This is a genomic window from Sorangium sp. So ce381, assembly GCF_051473845.1.
GTDB classification, from domain to species: domain Bacteria; phylum Myxococcota_A; class Polyangia; order Polyangiales; family Polyangiaceae; genus Sorangium; species Sorangium atrum.
This window is the reverse complement of record NZ_CP150336.1, coordinates 7,121,275-7,139,696: the sequence shown is the minus strand read 5'-3', so window position 1 is coordinate 7,139,696 and position 18,422 is coordinate 7,121,275. Positions and strand designations below refer to the sequence as shown.

Here is an 18,422-nt window from a genome sequence, read left to right as displayed (position 1 = left end):
GTCGTCATGAGAACGTTCACATTCTGTTAGCGATTGCCTCCATCGCTCACCACTCCGGAAATGTACCGCAATATTGCGGATCTTTGTCACGAGGGGAAGCGACTGCCATCGCGGTAGGAACGGCGACGTGGCATCATGCGCCAATGCGTACCATTACGGATAGGCTCACACGTAGCGCTCGATACCTGGCCTTCGTGGCCATGCCATTCGCCATCCTGAACTGCTCCAGCAGCGATCCCGATGAGTCCGGGAACGGCGGGGGCACGACGACGAGCACCACCTCCCAGAGCGCCAGCAGCGGCGACAGCAGCAGCAGCAGCAGCGCCAGCAGCTCGAGCTCGAGCGGAGGCGAGCCCGCGACCACCACGACGTCGGGGGCCGGGGGCAGCGGAGAGGGCGGCTCGGCGGGACAGGGCGGGAGCGGAGAGGGCGGCTCGACGGGAGACGGCGGCAGCGCGCCCTCCGAGGAGTTCGCGCTCGCGAGCACCAATCACGCGGAAGGCGCCAAGTTCGCCGACAAGTACACCTGCCAGACCGCCGGCTTCCAGAACAGCGTCATGCCGGAGCTCCACTGGACCCCAGGGCCTGCGGGCACGAAGAGCTACGCCATCACCTTCATCGATGTCACCCTGGCGCACGGGACACCGTCGCAGGCCAACGGCTATCACTGGGTCCTGTACAACATTCCTGCCACCACCACCTCGCTGCCCGAGGGGTTCAAGCAGGCGGACGCGGCGCAGCTCGGCGCCAAGCAGAACTCGAACTACCTCGGGCCCTGCCCCAATTTCGGCAGCACCACCGGCACGAAGACCGACACCTACGAGTTCACGATCTACGCGCTCGCCGAGGACTCGATCACGATCACGGGCACCGGCACGGCTGCAGTGAAGGACGCGGAGACCAAGCTCGAGGCGAAGCACCTGGACAGCGCGAAGCTCACCGGCACGTCCAACGCCGCCTCGACGCGATGAATCGGTAGCGGGCGTCGACGCCCGCGGGGGCCTTGCGGCCGCAGGACGGCGCGAGGTACCCACGCTCGCCGCGCGATATCGCTCGCTCCTTCGTTCACGGATTGCTGCGGTTGCGCTCCGGGCGCCTGGTGGCCTGTTGCGCCGAAGACAGGCTCTCTGCCAGCCTGCCGTTCTCCGTGTCGATCAGCTTCTTCTCGTACCAGGGCCGTGTGGCGTGCGCGCGAATGAGATACGCGAGCGCGATGACGCCGAGCAGCGGCAAGGCGGCGTACGCCACGGAGTGGGCCGTCACGTCGGGGCCGATCGCGCTGGCTGCGCTCCACGAGGGGACGTGGCGCGCCTTCACCGTCTCGCCCTCGCGGAGCCGGGCGAACGCGCCCTGGGACACCTCGTCGGAGAAGGCGGCGCCGCCTTCGCCCCGCATCGTGACCTCGAAGCGGGTGTGGTCGCCGTCGTCGCTCTCTCGGAGCTGCGTCACGCGGGCGTCCACCGTCTCCCCCAGCCAGCGGCGCGCGTGGAAGGCCGTGAACGCCATGTTGAACGCGAGCGACGCGACGGCCGCGGCGACGGCCCACCGCCGGTGGAACGCCGACCTGCGCGCGAACCGCTCGCCGAGCGGCTCGGACGAGAGGAGCATGCGCCCCCCGCGCGGGGGCACGAGCAGGTATCCCTGCGCCTGCTCGCGGTACCCCTGGGCTTGCGCCTCGGGATCGGGCGCGCGCCGTAGCTCGCCGATCGCGAAGACCCTCTCGCCTGGCATGAGCTCGGCCACGCGGACGCGCCGGGTGAGATCGACCCGGATCATGCCGTCGAGCGCGTCGACGAGCTGCACGTCCTCGCCCGGCGCGACCCGGATGCGCGCGCCGGACGCGTGGCGGAGATAGAAGGGGTGGACACGCACCTTGCGGCCGGTCTCGGCCCACTGGTGGGTCCAGACCCCGGAGGTCTCGGACTCGGACCCCTCTTGCTCGACCTCGACGCGCACCGCCACGTCCGCGCCTTGCTCCCGCTCGACGGTGCCCATGACGACGGCCTCGCCGGGCGCGAGCGCGGCGCCGGGCCTGAACGAGGCCTCGGCCTGCGCGGCGGCGCGGCGCTGCCGGCGCGAGCGCCGGAGCGCGAGCGCCGCGAGGGCGAGCAAGCCGGCCGTCGCGACGCCGTCCACCAGGAGCGACGACAGCCCGGCGTCGAGGTGATATCGGCTCACGAGCAGCCAGATCCGGGGTTCCATGGCCCGCCATGAGAGCGCAAACCGGCGCGTCCGTGCGAAAAAACCGGCGCCACCTTCCGGAGGAACGATGCCCGTGCCGCCGTCTCCTTTCCGCGTTCACGAGCCCGAAACGCCGGGGCCGATCGTCGTCGAGGTCCCGCACGCGAGCCTCGCCGTGGGCGAGCTCGCGGCGCGCTTCACGCGCGTGCCGGAGCGCGCCCTCGCGGCCGACGCGGACGTCGCGGCGGACGCGCTCTTCGGCGACGTCACGCTCGAGGGGGCCGCGCTCGTCGTCGCGACGGCGAGCCGCTTCGTCATCGATCTCAACACGGCCCCGCGCGTGCCCACGCCCTACGAGGACAAGCTCCCGTACGGGCTGCGGGAGGTGCGGCGGCGCTCCGCGAGCGGCGAGCAGTGGCTCGAGAGCCCACCACCCCGCGCGGAGGTCGAGCGCCGCGTCCGCGACGTGTTCGAGCCGTACCACGCGGAGGTCGCCGCGCGCCTCGCCGACGCGCGCGCGCGCCACGGCGTCGCGATCCTCGTCTCCGGGCACACGTACCCCGACGTGATGTTCCCGGGCGCGGCCGACGTCGTGCTCGGGACCCGGCGCGGCGAGACGGCGGCGAGCTGGGCGCGCGACGCGGTCGCCGAGGTCGCGCGCGCGCACGGCCTCTCGCTCGCGCTCGAGGATCCGTTCCCCGGCGGCCACGCGCTCGAGCGGCACGCGCGCCGCGACGAAGGGGTCCACGGGCTCCAGATCGAGATCGCCCGCAGGCTCTACTGCGACGCGCGCACCCTCGCCCTCCGCCCCGACGATGTCGCGCGCCTCCGGGGCTTCACCCGCAGCGTCATCGCCGCGCTCACGAGTGCAGCAGCGCGATAACGCGGCACGCACACGGTACGGCTGCAGAGCGCATACCGTACGCGCGCAGGGCGCACACGGTGCGCGCGCAGGGCGTACAAGGACGCGGAGCGCGCGCGGTGAGGGCGCGGCGCACGAGCGCAACGAGCTCGGCAGGCGCGTGCGATCGAAGCCCGCGCTGCTCGGCGAACGTCGCACAGGTGCGCGCTCGTCCCACCACCGGATCCGCTGTTCCACAGCACGCTCGCGGCGCATCCGGACGTTGACACCGCGACGCGATGCACCGAGATTCCGCCCTCAACACCAGGCCAGGGATGGGGAGGCTCTCCATGCGCCCAGATGGTTTCTCGCTCTCGTGCTCGGCGCTCGCCAGCGTCGCTTTCATCGGCTTCCGCGGCACCGAGCACGTCTCGCAGCCGTACGAGTTCGAGCTCTTCTTCTCCGTCCCGACGAGCACCGACGTGCGCAAGGCGGTGGGCGAGCGGGCGACGGTGCGCGCGAGCCGCGGCGACGGGAAGGACCCGCTCGTCGTGCACGGCGTCATCGCGAGCGTCCGCCTCTTGCACCAGAACGCGGATCGGGCGCTGTACCAGGCGCTCCTCGTGCCGAAGCTCTGGTTCCTGCGCCATTTCTGGCGCAGCCACGTCTTCACGAACCAGCCCGTCAAGGAGTTCCTCTCGGCGACGCTCCAGAACGGCGGGCTCGCGGGCAGCGACTTCCGCTTCTCGATCAACGACGGCGACTACCCGGTCGAGGAGTTCGTCGCGCAGTACCGCGAGACGCACCTGGCGTTCTTTCACCGGTGGCTCGAGCGCGAGGGCCTCTACTACTTCTTCGAGCACCCGGAGGACGGGCCCGGCGAGGTGCTCGTCATCGTCGACGACCGCGGGCTGCACGACGATTTCCCGGGCGGCGGGGTGGTGCGCTACGTCCCGCTCTTCGGCGACGACGTGACCGCGCCGCCGGGCCTGCACCAGATCGAGCAGAACGTGCAGTGGCTGCCGAAGACGGTCACCATCGCCGACTACAACTACGCGAACCCGTCCGCGTCGGTGAAGGGCGAGAGCAGCATCACCGCGAACGGGGTGGGCGCGATCCGCGAGTACGGCTTCCGCGTCTTCGTGCAGAGCGACGCCGAGCGCCTCGCGCAGGTGCGCGCGCAGTCGATCGGCTGCCGCGAGGTGACCCTGCGCGGGAGCGGCGACGCGCTCGGGCCGCGGGCCGGGTACCGGTTCTCGCTGGACGACCAGCCCGCCGACATCGTCGACCAGTGGCTCGCGCTCGAGGTGCAGCACAGCGCGTCGATCGCCGGGATCACGCCCGAGATCGCGCGGCTGACGGGGCTCTCGGGCAAGGACATCTACGCGATCAAGCTGCTCGCGATCCCGGCCGACGCGCAGTTCCGCGCGCCGCAGGCGACGCCGTGGCCGCGCATCTACGGGTTCGAGAACGCGATCGTCTGCGGCCCCGCCGACAGCCAGTACGCGCAGATCGACGCCGACGGCCGCTACCTCGTGCGCTTCGAGTTCGACACGAGCGGCCTGCCCGACGCGCGCATCTCGACGCGGGTGCGCATGATGCAGCCCCACGGCGGGACGACGGAGGGCTTCCATTTCCCGCTGCGCAAGGGCACCGAGGTGATGATCGCCTTCCTCGGCGGCGACCCGGACCGGCCCTTCATCGCCGGCGTCGTGCCCAACGCGCACCGGCCGAGCGTCGTCGCGGAGCGCAACCTCAGCCAGAACATCATCCGGACCGGGAGCGGCAACCAGCTCGTGCTCGAGGACGAGCAGGGCAAGGAGTTCATCTTCCTCCACACGCCGAACAACCGCACCGGCATCTACATGGGGACGCCGAGCGGCAACCACGGGTCGGTCTACACGGGCGACGGCGACACGAAGACCGGCACGTTCCTGTCCCCCGAGAACGCCGACCCGGCCATCGCCGGCAGCAGCCTCGTCGACGTCACGTTCAGCTACCTGGAGACCACCGCGGGCGACGGCGGCTCATGGATCGGCGGCGACTCCTGGGAGAACGTCAGCGGCAACAAGTTCAGCATGGTGGTCTGCAACCTCTGGGCGGGCGTCGGCGGGACGTACACGTACCAGGTCACCGGCGCGGCGACGGAGACGTACTACGCGACGCGCACGACCACGATCAAGACGGGCCGCGTGGACACGGTCGAAGCCGGCGGCATGAAGCAGACGATCACCGACGGGCTGACGCTGACCATCACGAGCGGCGGCATGAAGCACGACGTCCACGGCAAGTTCGAGCAGACGATCGAGCCGGAGGGCTCGTCGACGGTGACCGGGCCGTGGAAGCACAAGGTCACGGCCGAGAACTTCGACGACTACAAGAGCTGGAAGACGGAGGTCGCCACGACCTGGAAAGGCCACTTCGGAGGCGACGTCGACCTGAAGTCCGACACGAACTTCCTGATCAAGGCGCCCAACGCGAAGATCACGGCCACCAACCTGAAGTGGGAGGTGCTCGGGCTGACGTTCGACCTCACGCCGAACAAGCACGAGCTCTTCTTCTACAAGGGGGCGAGCGGCGTCATCAAGACGGACCACGCCGTGCTCGCCCAGCAGGCCTACTTGCTCAAGCTCGAGACGTCGTTGATCAAGCTCGACTATTACGCGTTCGATAAGAAGGCCGTCGGCGCCAAGATGGATCAGTTCGGCACCTACCTGAAGCAGCAGGCGATCGCCCTGACCCTCGCGGGGGTCATCGCGTGGAACAGCGCCTTCACGAAGATCTGAGCGCGGATGCGAGTCGTCAAACCCCTCAAGGTCCCGGCGCTCACGCGCGTCGTCGAGGTCGCGCGGCGCACCAGGTTCCACGTGGGCGCCATGCTGGCGTTCCCCCTCGACGCGCCGCGCGCGCTCGTCGACGAGATGACGTTCTGGCAGGCCGCGACCGCGCAGCTCGGGAGCCTCCCGCTCGACGACGGCATCACGAAGGCGCGCGGCGAGCTGCTCGTGGCGGGCCGGTGCTACGCCCCGGAGGGCCGCCGCGTCGGCGCGTCGTTCGTCCGCGCGCGGCTCGGCTCCGTCGACAAGCGCCTGGCCGTCCTGGGCGACCGGTACTGGAGTGGCCACGGCTTCACGGAGCCGGAGCCGTTCTCCGAGATGCCCATCGACTGGGCGCGCGCGCTCGGCGGGCCGAAGGACGCGGCGAACCCCTACGGGAAGGGGATCGAGGAGGTCGAGCGCGGCGGGCAGCGCGTCCGGCCGCTGCCGAACGTGGAGCACTACGGCGCGCTGATCCGCTCGCCCGGCGACAGGCCGGGCCCGGCGTCCTTCCTCGCGATGGACGTGACGTTCGGCCAGCGCCGCGCCCGCGCGGGGACGTACACCGCGGACTACGCCGAGAAGTGGGCGCCCGGCCTGCCGCCCGACGTCGATCCCGCCTTCTTCAACGTCGCGCCGAACGATCAGTGGGTCGCCGAGCCGCTCCGCGGAGACGAGGCGTTCCTCGTCGAGAACATGCACCCGACGCGCCCGCGCATCGAGGGCGCGCTCCCCGGCCTCGCCGCGCGCGTGCTCGTCACCCGCCGCGACGCGAGCGGGGAGGCGTTCCAGGAGCTGCCTGTCCGCTGCGACACGGTGTGGCTCTTCCCGTCGGCCAACCTCGGCGTGGTGATCTTCCACGGCTCGACGCCCGTGGCCGACGACGACGCCGGGGAGATCGTCGACCTCGTCGTCGCCTGCGAGGAGATCGGCCGCCCCCGGCCGATCGAGCATTACCGCGAGGCGCTCGCCCGGCGGATCGACAAGGACCGGGGCTCGATCGCGTCCCTCAGCGACAGCGATCTCATGCCGCCGCGCGAGTCGGGCGTCGCCGCGAACGTCGCCGGGATCGAGATGGTGCAGTGGCTCAAGAGCGAGAACCTCGCCGCGCAGAACCTGCGGCGCGGCGCGGAGCGGGAGCGCGAGCGCCGCCGCGAGGAGCTCCTCGCGGACGGCATCGACCCGGCGCGCTTCGGCCTCGACGCGCCGCTGGCGGAGGAGGAAGCGCCTCCGCCGGTCGACGATCTCGACGCGCTGGTGACGTACCTCGACGCGGCGTCGCGGAAGATGGAGGAGGAGAAGGCGAGGGCCGAGCGCCTGAAGAAGGAGGCCGAAGAGCGCATGAAGGCGCAGGCCGCGGAGATGGACGTGTCCGAGGAGGCGCTCCGGCGCGGCCAGACCGGGGAGGAGCCGCCCGGCGGCCCGCCGCGCTTCTCGGCCAAGGCGCAGCTCCAGCAGTACGCGGAGCTGGCCGAGGCGGCGCGCCTCGGCGGCGTGCCGAACCTGGAGCTGGAGGCGATGCTCGCGGATCCAGGGTTCCCCGAGCAGCTGCTGCGCCTCGAGCAGGCGGCGCGCGAGGGCTACCGCGGCTCGGCGCACCTGAGGACGGCGGCCCTGCCGATGACCGCCGAGGCCGCGCAGATGGCGCGCGTCGTCGTCGATGCGGCGCGCGAGGCGGGTGAGCCGCTCGACGAGCGCGACCTCACCGGCGCCGACTTCCGCGGGGTCGACCTGCGGGGGATGCGCTTCGCGCGCGCGTTCCTCGAGGGGGCCGACCTGCGCGGCTGCGACCTCTCGGGCGCTGTGCTCGAGGGCGCGGTGCTCGCGAAGGCCGACCTCTCGGGCGCGAACCTCACGGGCGCGCGGCTCCGGGGCGCGAACCTTGGCAAGGCGAACCTCGAGGGCGCGGTGTTCGACGACGCCGATCTGACCGAGGCCGTCTTGATGGGCGCGAAGCTCGCCGGGGCGAGCCTGAAGCGGGCGCGGCTCGAGCGCGCCGACGCCCTCCAGGTGAGCTGGGCCGGCGTGGATCTCTCGGGCGCGGATCTCTCGCTCTGCTCGTTCCTCCAGACGAGCTTCGCCGGGGCGAACCTCGCCGGGGCGAACCTCGAGCGGGCGACGCTTCTCGAGTGCTCGCTCGACGAGACGGATTTCTCCGGCGCGCGGCTGCACAAGACGTCGCTGATGAGCTGCACGGGGGCGAAGGCGCGCTTTGCGGGGGCGCGCTTCTCCGAGGGGGTCGCCGTCCACAAGAGCGGCCTGCCGGAGGCCGACTTCCGCGACGCCGTGCTCGACAAGACCTGCTTCCGGACGACGGACCTGCGCGGCGCGCGCTTCGATCGAGCCCAGATGACGATGACCGATCTCTCCGAGGCCGACGCGACGGGCGCGAGCTTCGACCGCGCCGTCATGAAGAACGCCCTCCTGATCCGGACGAACCTCGACCGCGCGTCGCTCCGCGGGTGCAACCTGACGGAGGCGATCCTCTCGAAATCGCGCCTGGCGGGGGCCGACTTCACGGGCGCGCAGCTCTGCCGGGCCGATTTCAGCCGCGCGCGCGGGGACAACCGGACGACGTTCGCCGAGGCGAGCGTCGAGTTCACCCGGTTCGACCGGCAGGCGGCGCCGGCTCCTGGAGGCGCGACATGAACCGCGACGAGGTGCTCGACAAGGTCCGCCACGGGGACCCGATCCAGACCGTGGACATCTCCGGGCTCGACCTGACGGGCGCGGATCTCTCGGGCGCGGTCTTCGACCGGGTCCGGATGCCGCGCGCGATGCGGGGCGCGCTCGTCAAGGAGTCGACGTTCTCGGAGTGCGATCTGTCGGGCGTGGACGCGGCGGGCGTGGACCTGCACCTGACGACGTTCTTCCGGAGCCGCCTCGACGGGGCGACGCTCTCGGGGGCGAGGCTCGTGGGCGCGAGCTTCATCGAGTCGACGTTCGAGGGAGCGGCGCTGTCGGGCGCGGAGGCGCCCATCGCGACCTGGACGACGTGCTCGCTCGAGCGCGCCTCGTTCGAGGGGGCGAACCTCGACCGGGCGAACCTGGTCGAGGTCAAGGCCGGCGGCGCGAACTTCTCTCGGGCGAACCTCGAGAAGGCGACGTTGTACAAGCTCGACCTGCGCACCGCGCTGCTCGACGGCGCGAACCTGACGCTCACGACGCTGGTCGAGGCGGCGCTGGGCGCGCGGGCGTTCCAGGGAACAAAGCTGTTCCGCACGCAGTTCATGCGCGGCAGCGTCGCTGGATCGAGCTTCGCGGGCTGCGACGCCACGCAATGCAACTTCACCGGGGTCGACGTGTCCGACTGCGACTTCTCCGATGCGGTCCTGACGCAGGCGCTCTTCTGCGAGGCGAGCGCGGCGAAGGCGCGGTTCTCGCGGGCGAAGCTGCAGAACGCCATCTTCGAGCGGGCCGCGCTCGCGGAGGCCGACTTCTCTGGGGCGGAGCTCGTCGAGGCGTACCTCGCCTTCGCGTCGTGCCCGGGCGCTCGCTTCGTCGGCGCGAAGCTCTCGTACGCGGACTTCTCGCACTGCGATCTCTCGGGCGCGGACTTCACGCAGGCAGGGATGTTCCGCACCAAGCTGCACCGCGCTCGCCGCGACGGGGCGCGGGTGCCGGCGGGCGCGGGCTGGCTCGGCGACGACGAGAAGCTCGCCGCGATCGAGGACTGGAAGCCGCGCCGCGGCGGCGAGCGCGACGGGCAGCGCGCGTGATCGTGCCTGCCGCGCGCGCCGTGCGTGACCACGAAGCCCTGCGCAACGTGGGTAACGCGCGTAACCACGCGGCAGCGGTCGCGGTCCGTGAGACGTCGACGCGAGGCCGCGTTCCACGAACTCCGTTGATTTCTGACGTGAAATCATTGAAACTAGCGTTGCGGCGCGCACGTCCTGACCGGGCGGATCCAGGCCGAGGAGACCCGAGATGCAGAGCATGGCGGCCCGCGAGCCCCTGACGGTGGCACACGACGACAGCGCGCAGGACGACCTCCTGGCCGCGGTGGATCTGCCGGCGATCGAGCGCTCGCCCTCACCGCGACGCGTGCCGTCGCTGGAGACGGGCGTCGTCCGGGGCGCGGCGTCGGGGCTCGTTGTCGAGCTCGGCGGCGGTCCGGTCGCGGCGCGGCGCGCGAAGAGCTGCCTCGTCGCGCCGGACGCGGGGGATCGGGTGCTCTGCGCGGTGGACGGCGATCAGGTCTTCGTCCTCGCGGTGCTGGAGGGCGAGGCGGGCGCGACGACGCGGATCGTCGCCGAGGGCGACATGAAGGTGCAGGCGACGGGGCGGCTCGGGCTCGGCGCCGGCGACCAGATCGAGATCGCCGCCGCCAGGGAGGTCGGGCTGTTCGCGGGCAAGCTCCAGATCCGCGCGCAGGCGGCGGCGGCGGCGATCGAGGAGATCGGGCTCGTCGGCCGGTCGCTCGAGGCGCACATCCAGAAGGCCGTCGTCGTCGCCGAGCGCATGGAGGCGCGCGCGGACCGGCTCGTCCAGCGCGCGAAGCAGGCGTTCCGCTTCGTCGAGGCGCTCGAGCAGGTGCGCGCGGGCGTCTTCGATCTCCGCGCGGAGGGCCTCGCGGCGGTCCGTGGGGAGAACACGATCGTCGCCGCGCGGACGCTCGCGAAGCTCGACGGCGAGCAGGTCAAGATCGGCTGAAGGGCGCGCGGCGCGGGGCCGCAGGCGCCAGCAACGACGAGGGGTGAAGCGATGCTCGCGAAGACGACCGCAGGGGGGATGTGCCTGGCGTTCCCGGACGTGTGCCTGACCCCGACGCCGGCCCCGGTGCCGATCCCGTACCCGAACATCTCGCTCCATCCGATGAGCGTGCTGTTCGTGCCGAACGTGCTCGTCACGTGCGCGCCGGCGCACAACATGCTGACGGTCGCGCCGCTCACGATGGGGGACAACCCGGGCGTCGCGCTCGGCGTCGCGTCCGGGATGGTGATGGGCCCGTCGCGCAACGTGACCGCGGCCTTCACGGTGATCGTCGGCTGCGCGCCCATGACGCGCCTGACGAGCATCTCGATCCAGAACAGCACGAACGCGCCGGGCATGGCCATCGTGCCGAGCGTCACAACCGTCCTCGTGCTCGCGCCGTGAGGGGCGAGAGCAAGGGGTCCACCACGGAGGCTGCGACGGCGCCGGAGAAGAGCACGCTGAACGAGGCGCTCGCGAAGCTCGACGCCGCGATGCGCAGGCCGACGGGCAGCAGCGCCGATCCGGATCGGCGCCGCGTGGCGGCCCGGCTCGCGGATCTCGTTCGATGCGAGGACGACGAGCTCACGGCGTTCGCCAGGCGGCACCTGCCCGGCCGCGCGGCGGACGAGGCGGCGCTGCGCGCCGCGCGAGCGATGCTCCTGGCGATCGGCGGCGTCCTCGGTCCGGAGGGCGAGAGCGCCGAGGCGCTGGTCGTGCTGAAGGACACGCACGGGACGCTCGACGAGCGGCTGGCGGAGGCGAAGCGGGCCGCGGCGCAGCGCGCGGCGGACGAGGCGGCGGCGAAGCGCGCGGCGGAGGAGGCCGCCGCGACGACGGGGGCGCCGGCGCTGGTCGAGGCGCAGGGGCCGCTGTCTCGCCTGGGCGGAGGGCTGCCCTTCGTGCCGGCGGCCGCGGCGAGGCGTGAAGCGGAGGAGGCCGCCGCGACGACGAGCGCGCCGGCGCTGGTCGAGGCGCAGGGGCCGCTGTCTCGCCTGGACGGGGGGTTGCCCTTCGTGCCGGCGGCGGCGCCGATGCCCGCGCCGATGGCGGTGCCGGCGGCGGCGCCGATGGCGGTGCCGGCGGCGGTGCCGGCGGCGGTGCCGATGCCCGCGCCGATGGCGGTGCTGGCGTCAACGGCGGTGCCTGGGCTGACGCCGCTCGGTGTGCCCGCGCCGATCGCAGTAGCCGCGCCGGCACCGATGGCAGTACCGGGTGCCGTGCCCGCATCGGTGGCCGCGCCCGCACCGGTGGACGAGCCTGAGCCCGCCCCGGCGCCTGCGTCCACCCCCGCACCCCAATCCGTCACCCAGCCCGCGATCGTGCCTGTTCCCGCGCCTGCGTCGGTTCCTCGGACGGACCCGCCGGTGAGCGGCGCGGAGTCGAAGCCTCTGAGCAAGACGCTCCCAGATACGCCGCGGGTCATCGATTCCGCGCTGCCCTTCATCCCGGTGGCCTCCGAAGAGCGCCCTCGGCCGTCCGTCGCTCGTTTCGACTCGGCACTGCCATTTCAGCCCGTCGCCAGCCCCGATGGCCAGCCGGTGCGCGAGCCTGGTCCGGCGCCCGCGCACCACTCCCCGGCGGTGCCGCTCCACGAAGAGCGTCATTCCGTTGTGGCCACGCCGAGCGCGCAGGCCGCTGCCACGGCGAGCCCGCTGCCGGTCGCCGCGTCGAGCGCGCAAGCCGCTGCCACGGCGAGCCCGCTGCCGGTCGCCGCGTCGAGCGTGCCGCCGGTCACCACGCCGAGCGCGCCGCTGGTCGCCGCGCCGAGCGTGCCGCCGACATCCGCCTCGGGCGCGCCGCTGGTCGCCACGCCGAGCGTGCCGCCGGCATCCGCGTCGGGCGCGCTGCCGGTCGCCACGCCGAGTGTCCCGCCCGCCTCCACACCGGCCCCCGCGAGCGTGGGCGACCCGCTCAGCGCGCGCCCGCCACCCTCTCTCACGCTCAACCAGTACGCCGGCCTCGTCGTCGCATGCGAGCTGTACCCCGCCTACGTGGAGAGCACGAACGCACGCTACGGGGTACCGACCGCCGCTGCGCGCGCCGCCCTCGACGCCTTCTGGGCAGGCCGATTCGCAGCAGATCCCGGGCTTGCCCAGCGCTGGCCCGAACTCTGCGAGGCCGCGCGCAGGTACTTCCTGCAACCGCGCTGAACGCCGGTACCGCACGCGCAGCGCCTCGCAGGAGCACTCGTGGAGCAGTAAAGGCATCGGAACGCTGAAGCCGGCCGGGACTCGAGACCACAAGGCGCCGGATGCCAGGAAGAGATCCAGCGTTCGGCGTCGTCGACGCCCTGGCAGATCATTCCTTCGTTGAACGGTGTGCCGGCGTGCTCGGCGTCCGACCAGCCCAGCACACGGCGCGCGTACTCGATGATCGCGTGCTGATCGCGTGCTGGAAGCCCCCGCAGGTCCCGAGGGACGGGCGCCGATGCTCGCGGGCGAAGCGGATCGCGCGCAGCGCGCCATCCGTGCTCCGGTATGGGCTCGACGGCACGCACCACAGGACGTCATAACGAGCCACCCGCGAGGCGTCGGTCACCTCCTCGATCGGCACCCATTCGAAGGAGAGCGGCGTGGATAGCGCCTCTCCCGCGAGCCGCAGCGCGACCGGGATGGCCTGTGGGCCGTCACGGCGTCGTCGCGGTCACCGATGGGCCCAACATGAAGCATCGGCTGCATCGTGGCATCAACGCCGCCAGGTGTACGGCGGTGCGACCGTCACCTCGGTGACCGTCGAGACGCCCGCCCAGTCGTCGGGGACGAACCCGTAGAACGTGCTGCTCGACTTCGACGTGGCGACGAACTCGACATCCCCGAGCAGCTGTGCTGTTCCGGAGACAGACTGGCGATCGCCGAACCAGCCGAGCGGATAGAAGGTGGTCTGCACGTTCGCCGAGCCGCTCACGTTGAACCCGCGCGCCTGGATGCCCGAGCCGCGTTGCCCGACCAGGCTGAGCGCACCGACGCGGCCGCCGGAGATGACGCCGTTGACGATGGTCGCGTGATCCTCGACGCGGACGTCGCCGCTCACCTCTCCGCCGAGGATGGTCGCGTAAGGACCGACGTAGACGCTCGACGGCGTGCCCTCGGGCGCGCAGCCGCCGCCGTTCGCGTGCCGGGCCGTGCCCCGCGGACACGCGTCGAGCTGGCCGTCCTGGAACCCGGCGGGCCACGCTCCGGCGATCTCCACCATGTACGGATAGCGATAGATCGACGGGTACGCCGGCCCGTCCGAGGGGTTCGTCCAGATCAGCTTCTGGTATTCGGTCGGCGTCGCGACCACGACCAGGTAGACGTTCTCGCCAGGGCTGATGCAGAAGTCCAACTCGCCGTCGCTCCCGCGTTGCAGCGGGCTGTAGCGCGATGTGATCAGCTCCTGGTCCGTCGCCACGAGGCCCCAGCGCCAGCCGGAGTCGGCGCCGGCCTGCGTCACGCCCCGGAACACGACGCGCACGCTCGTCGCGTCCGATTTCGGGTGCAGGCGCACGATGTTGTAACCCCAGCGCTGCGGTGCCCAGTGATACGGCGAGACGAAGCGGCGACTCTGCGCCCAGTCCGCGTCGAGCGCCTCGAGCCGCGTGAGGCGAAGCCGCCGATCCGTGCGGCCGTTCGACGTCATGTCGGCCTCGATCGAGCCGTATTTCTGTCGATACACGCTGGATGGATCGCCTCCGTCCGTGGGCGGCGGGTCCTTGTAGTCCCAGGTGACGTTGTGCATCGCCCACTCGCCGAACTCGTCGTTGAGCCGCTCGATGTCCCAGCCACGGCTCAGCATGAGCTTCTGCCATGGGTCGCCCTGGCCGCGTGGCGCCTCGTAGGCCCACATGTCGTTGACGGCGCTGTAGCAGTGTTTGTCCTTCAGGAACTCGAAGAACTGCCAGTTGCAATAGCGGTTCCGGGTGTTGCCGTAGTAGAGGTGCGGCATGTTCGGCAGCATGTCCGAGCAGTGCACGTTGTCTCGCCATATCTGGTGCGGCATCCAGTTCGCATGGCTCTCGAAGATCCAGCAGCCGGTGCCGCCGCAATCGGGGAATGCCTGCGTCATCGACTGGACGCCGTGCATGAACTCATGGGCGAGCCCCCACGGGTCGCTGGCGGCGCCGGGGCCGATCCACATGCCCATATAGTTGACGCCGTTGCGGCTCCACCCGCCGCCCCAGAGCGGGAAGCTGTTGTCGAAATGGACCGCGGCCTTCCACTTGTCCGCCGACTTGCAGTACGGCTCGGGGAAGAAGATGGGGCTGCCGAAGTATGCGCTCCAGATGGTCTCGAGCGTGTCCGCGGCCTCCTCCGCCTGGCTCAGGTCGATGTCCGTCCCATCGGGCCAGTAGAAGGCGAAGTGCGCGGACTCGTGGCGCAGCGGCGCGCGCGTCTCGCCGCCGTCGCGCGGCGCCTTCCAGGTACCTGCTGTGCAGCTGGCCCCCGTGCTCTGGCAGCTCGTCGCCCACTCCGTGCTCGTCGTGCCCTGCTCGCAGGCGCCGGGGCCGCCGCCCGCGGCCCCGGTCGAGCCGCCTGTTCCGGCCGCGTCGCCGGTCGATTCACCGGTGCCGGCGGTGCTTCCGGCGGTGCCGGCGCCGGCGGTGCCTGAGGTCGCCGTCGTGCCGCCGCCGGACCCCGATGCCGGAGCAGGTTCCTCCGACGCCTGACCGCACGCAGCGAGGAGCGCGGCGACAGCGAGCGTCCAGCTGTTCGCGAGAGGCTGCTGGAATGATGTGCGGGTCGCGCGACGAACGCCCGCGGCTGTCCGGAGTATGTAAGTGAAGCTCTCACGGGCTGCGCGTTTGTGTATCGCCGATGAGCCATAAGCTTGGTCGAGCATGCTGTATTCTCGTTCGGAGCGCGCTCGCCGTGCAAAAGAAAACAAAGCTTGCCGAGGTCCCTGCTGCTCCATGCCTTGACCGGCGCGACCCGCGACCCGACCCAGGTTGGACCCATCCAGACCCGACCCGCTTGAGACCCGACCCAGGTTGCATAGACCCGACCCAGGTTGAGACTCGGCGGCGGCGCAGGTCGCCCCAAGACCCGACTTCACCAAATCTCAACCCGGGTTGGGTCGTTGTTGGAATGGGGTGATGTGCCATCCGATGTGGCGGGTGGCATGGCGGCCGCCACCTCTGCCGCTATGATCGTCACCTGTGGTGCGTGGCAAGTGCTTGAAATGATTGACTACAATCTCTGGCACAGCGTTTGTTGGTGTGGACGGGCCATGAGCCACCCCCGCGAGATCTCGCCCGGCGCTACCTATATGATCACCCGTCGCGTCTTGCGCCGGCATCTGCTCCTGCGCCCTGACGCAGCCATCAGCCAGCTCTTGGTTTACGCCCTCGCGGTCTCGGCCGGTCGCTTCGGGATCGAGGTTCACGCGTTCTGCGCGATGTCAACGCATCTCCATCTGGTGGTGACGGACGTGAATGGAGTGCTGCCGCGCTTCTTGCAGTTCTTTCATCGCATTGTGGCGCTCGGAACCAAGGTGCTTCGCGCGTGGGAAGGACCGGTATGGGACCACGAGGCTACGAGCGTTGTGCGCCTCCTGACGCGCGCTGCCGTGGTGGAGAAGATCGCCTACGTGCTCGCGAACCCTGTGGCCGCTGGCCTTGTCCGGCATGCGCGTGAGTGGCCGGGGGCGAAAGTCGATGTGAGCGAGCTCGGCTGCGGCGTGCTGCGCGCGGCGCGTCCTGTTGCGTATCTTGACCCGGAAAACCCACAGTGGCCAGAGGAAGTGACGCTGCCTCTCGCGTTGCCACCGGCGGTCGAGAAGGATAGCATCGATGACTTTCGCCACTCGGTCGCCGCCTCGCTCCGGGAACACGAGGCGCAGGCCCATGCGGCGCTGCAGCAGCAAGGGCGTCGCTTTCTTGGTGCTGAGCGAGTCAGCAAGATCTCCCCGTACGAGCGCGTCACGAGCTTCGAGGCGCTGGGCGAACGTAATCCGACCTTTGCGGTTGGTCGCGAGCAGGGTGATGCACGGCGAATCGCTGGCGCTGCGGTGCGGGCGTTTCGTGCGTCGTACCGCGCTGCGCTTGAGCGGTGGCGCGCCGGGGTACGCAGTGTGGTGTTCCCGGCGGGAACTTGGTGGATGCGCACGTTTCACGGCGCCAGCGTGACGGCCTTCAGACTTCTGGTGTAGATACCGCGTGGCGCTGTTCACAGCGATGCGAATAACGCTGGATCGACTTCGATCTAGTGTTGCCGTGTTTCGGGGAACGTCCGTCTGGAGAGGCCGGAGCGGGCGCGAAGAGCATGTGTCTGGCACTACGCGCACGCCGACGAACGGGGGGCCGGGTCGAGTGTGTGCGCAGCGATTGGACCTGTGACTTCAGATAGATTCTGATTGACAGAACGGGACGGTTATGGACCGGCAGGAGTGCCGAATCGATTGAATCAATCCGGATCGAACCATGGATTGGGGGCGCCCAGATCCGGTGACGGTCAACCCGGGTCGAGTTTCCTCTTACGTACGCTTTTGTGCGATCGCTCAACCCAGGTCGGGGCCGCACCTGTACATCCGGTCGATCCGCTCTTCGGGGGCGTGCTGATCGAGCAGCAGGAGCGTCAGATAGAACGCCCACTCCAGCGGCTTCATCGCGAGATAGACGAGATCGGCAGCCCACGCGGCGCCGATGTACCGGCTCACGGGCAGCCCCGTCCGGTCGTAGAGCTGCCGCGCCGCGCGGCCGAAGCGCGGCCAGCGCTCGTGCAGCAGATCCTCGAAGGCGTTTGCGATGGCGAGCTGACGATTGACGAGGATGGGCGTGTCTCCCCGCCGTCCGAGCCGGATTGGGCGCACAAGCCAGGTGTGGCCGCGCGCAGCGACGGTGCACAGGTAGTGGCAGTCGCCGGGCAGTTCCACGATCGGGAGCTGCGACAGTGTGTATCCGCACGTGCGGGTGAAGACCTGGAGGGCGGCTGCCGGGTGTCCCAGCCAGGCCGCGTGGAGGACGGCGTGAACCCCGAGCAGCAGCGGGGAAGCCGCGAGGGCGCGCCACAACGTGGGTCGGTGAATCGCGGGCGGTGGCGGAAGCGGGACTTGCGTCGGCCCCGCGCGATAGGCGGGGTCGGCAGCAGCCAACGGAGCGGGCGCGCTGGCCTCGACGCCCCGCCGCACGAGGCGAGCGCGCAGCTCGGCGGAATAGAAGACGACAGTGAACACCGGCGCGACGCATGGCAGGAGCAGCGGCGGCACGAGCAGGCCGGCCCCGACCCAGGGGCCGAAGTGCACCGCAAGCAGGACGTGGAGCGCAATTCCGACGATCAGCGCTGCATGGACGACGAGCTCTGCAGGGCCAGGCAGCGCTTCTTTCCGGCGTCGTGACACGACATAGGCGAGCGCGGTGAGGGCGTGCAGCGCGATCAGACCGTGGACTTCCGGTTCGGCGAGCGGCCGGAACGCCGTCGTGCCGGCGTCGCATGCCGGGACAGCGCACGTCCCTGGGGCATCGTGGCTGTATGCCATGCCCCAGGCGGGCAGGAGGATCAGCGTGAGCACCTCGGCCGCCACCTGGAAGGGGGCGCGCCCCCGGTGCCGTATCGCGCGGTAGGTCCATACGGTCACGCCGATCCAACCGGCCAGCCCGAGCGCTCCGGCGACGAAGATCGCGCCATCGACTCGGACCAGCATCGCCGCGCCGAAGAGCAGCGCCGCGAGCGCCGGAACGCCGTAGCCGGTGGCGACCAAGGCGGCGAGGGCACCGTCTGTCAGCGAGAACGGCGGCTCGGTCGGCGATTGCTGCGGCTCGGTCGGCGACTGCTGCGGCTCGGTCGGCGACTGCTGCGGTTCGGGCGGTGGCTGCTGCGGCATGTGTCCACCATGCTAACGGCTCCCGTCGCAGGAGATCCATCCTGCGAGGTGGAGGGCGCGTCCTTCGCGAGCCGCGTCGCACGTCGGAGAGC

12 protein-coding genes and 1 pseudogene are annotated in these 18,422 nt (G+C 70.9%); 9 read left to right on the top strand and 4 right to left on the bottom strand.

Annotated features, from left to right (window positions below; all coding sequences use genetic code 11):
* Nucleotides 1-200 precede the first annotated feature (200 nt).
* Nucleotides 201-971, top strand: coding sequence for a YbhB/YbcL family Raf kinase inhibitor-like protein (locus tag WMF29_RS26600; RefSeq protein ID WP_437331171.1), 771 nt, complete (start codon nt 201-203; stop codon nt 969-971).
* A gap of 94 nt (nt 972-1,065) precedes the next feature.
* Here WMF29_RS26600 and WMF29_RS26595 read toward each other — a convergent pair whose 3' ends face one another.
* Nucleotides 1,066-2,202, bottom strand: coding sequence for a hypothetical protein (locus WMF29_RS26595; RefSeq protein WP_437322944.1), 1,137 nt, complete (start codon nt 2,200-2,202; stop codon nt 1,066-1,068).
* A 67-nt stretch (nt 2,203-2,269) separates the two neighbouring features.
* Between WMF29_RS26595 and WMF29_RS26590 the strand changes: the two genes are divergently transcribed.
* The 7 genes from WMF29_RS26590 (at nt 2,270) to WMF29_RS26560 (ending at nt 12,683) form a co-directional block, all read left to right on the top strand.
* Nucleotides 2,270-3,064 carry an N-formylglutamate amidohydrolase gene (locus WMF29_RS26590; protein ID WP_437322943.1) on the top strand — a complete coding sequence of 265 codons (795 nt, stop codon included), beginning with the start codon at nt 2,270-2,272 and terminating at the stop codon, nt 3,062-3,064.
* A gap of 308 nt (nt 3,065-3,372) precedes the next feature.
* Entirely contained in the window at nt 3,373-5,808 is a 2,436-nt protein-coding gene (locus WMF29_RS26585) for a type VI secretion system Vgr family protein (RefSeq protein WP_437322942.1), read from the top strand.
* 6 nt (nt 5,809-5,814) lie between these two features.
* A complete protein-coding gene (locus WMF29_RS26580; protein WP_437322941.1) occupies nt 5,815-8,487 on the top strand; it encodes a DUF2169 domain-containing protein in 2,673 nt (890 codons plus the stop codon).
* Nucleotides 8,484-9,557: a pentapeptide repeat-containing protein gene (locus WMF29_RS26575; RefSeq protein WP_437322940.1), complete on the top strand. Its 1,074-nt coding sequence runs from the start codon at nt 8,484-8,486 to the stop codon at nt 9,555-9,557. Before WMF29_RS26580 ends, WMF29_RS26575 begins: the two co-directional genes overlap by 4 nt.
* Before the next feature lie 208 nt (nt 9,558-9,765).
* Complete coding sequence (locus tag WMF29_RS26570; RefSeq protein ID WP_437322939.1) at nt 9,766-10,491, top strand: DUF3540 domain-containing protein; 726 nt, start codon at nt 9,766-9,768, stop codon at nt 10,489-10,491.
* A gap of 51 nt (nt 10,492-10,542) precedes the next feature.
* Entirely contained in the window at nt 10,543-10,935 is a 393-nt protein-coding gene (locus tag WMF29_RS26565) for a DUF4150 domain-containing protein (RefSeq protein ID WP_012237562.1), read from the top strand.
* Complete coding sequence (locus WMF29_RS26560) at nt 10,932-12,683, top strand: hypothetical protein (RefSeq protein ID WP_437322938.1); 1,752 nt, start codon at nt 10,932-10,934, stop codon at nt 12,681-12,683. Before WMF29_RS26565 ends, WMF29_RS26560 begins: the two co-directional genes overlap by 4 nt.
* Nucleotides 12,684-12,850: 167 nt before the next feature.
* On the opposite strand, the pseudogene WMF29_RS26555 reads toward WMF29_RS26560, so the two are convergent.
* Both WMF29_RS26555 and WMF29_RS26550 read right to left on the bottom strand, forming a co-directional pair.
* A pseudogene (locus WMF29_RS26555) lies at nt 12,851-13,211 on the bottom strand (hypothetical protein); the annotation flags it as partial.
* Between the two features lie 7 nt (nt 13,212-13,218).
* A complete protein-coding gene (locus tag WMF29_RS26550; RefSeq protein WP_437322937.1) occupies nt 13,219-15,351 on the bottom strand; it encodes a DUF6055 domain-containing protein in 2,133 nt (710 codons plus the stop codon).
* A 387-nt stretch (nt 15,352-15,738) separates the two neighbouring features.
* Here WMF29_RS26550 and WMF29_RS26545 point away from each other — a divergent pair, with 387 nt between their 5' ends.
* Nucleotides 15,739-16,659 carry a transposase gene (locus tag WMF29_RS26545; RefSeq protein WP_437331170.1) on the top strand — a complete coding sequence of 307 codons (921 nt, stop codon included), beginning with the start codon at nt 15,739-15,741 and terminating at the stop codon, nt 16,657-16,659.
* A 348-nt stretch (nt 16,660-17,007) separates the two neighbouring features.
* Here WMF29_RS26545 and WMF29_RS26540 read toward each other — a convergent pair whose 3' ends face one another.
* Nucleotides 17,008-18,330: a DUF6688 family protein gene (locus WMF29_RS26540; RefSeq protein ID WP_437322936.1), complete on the bottom strand. Its 1,323-nt coding sequence runs from the start codon at nt 18,328-18,330 to the stop codon at nt 17,008-17,010.
* Nucleotides 18,331-18,422: the final 92 nt, after the last annotated feature.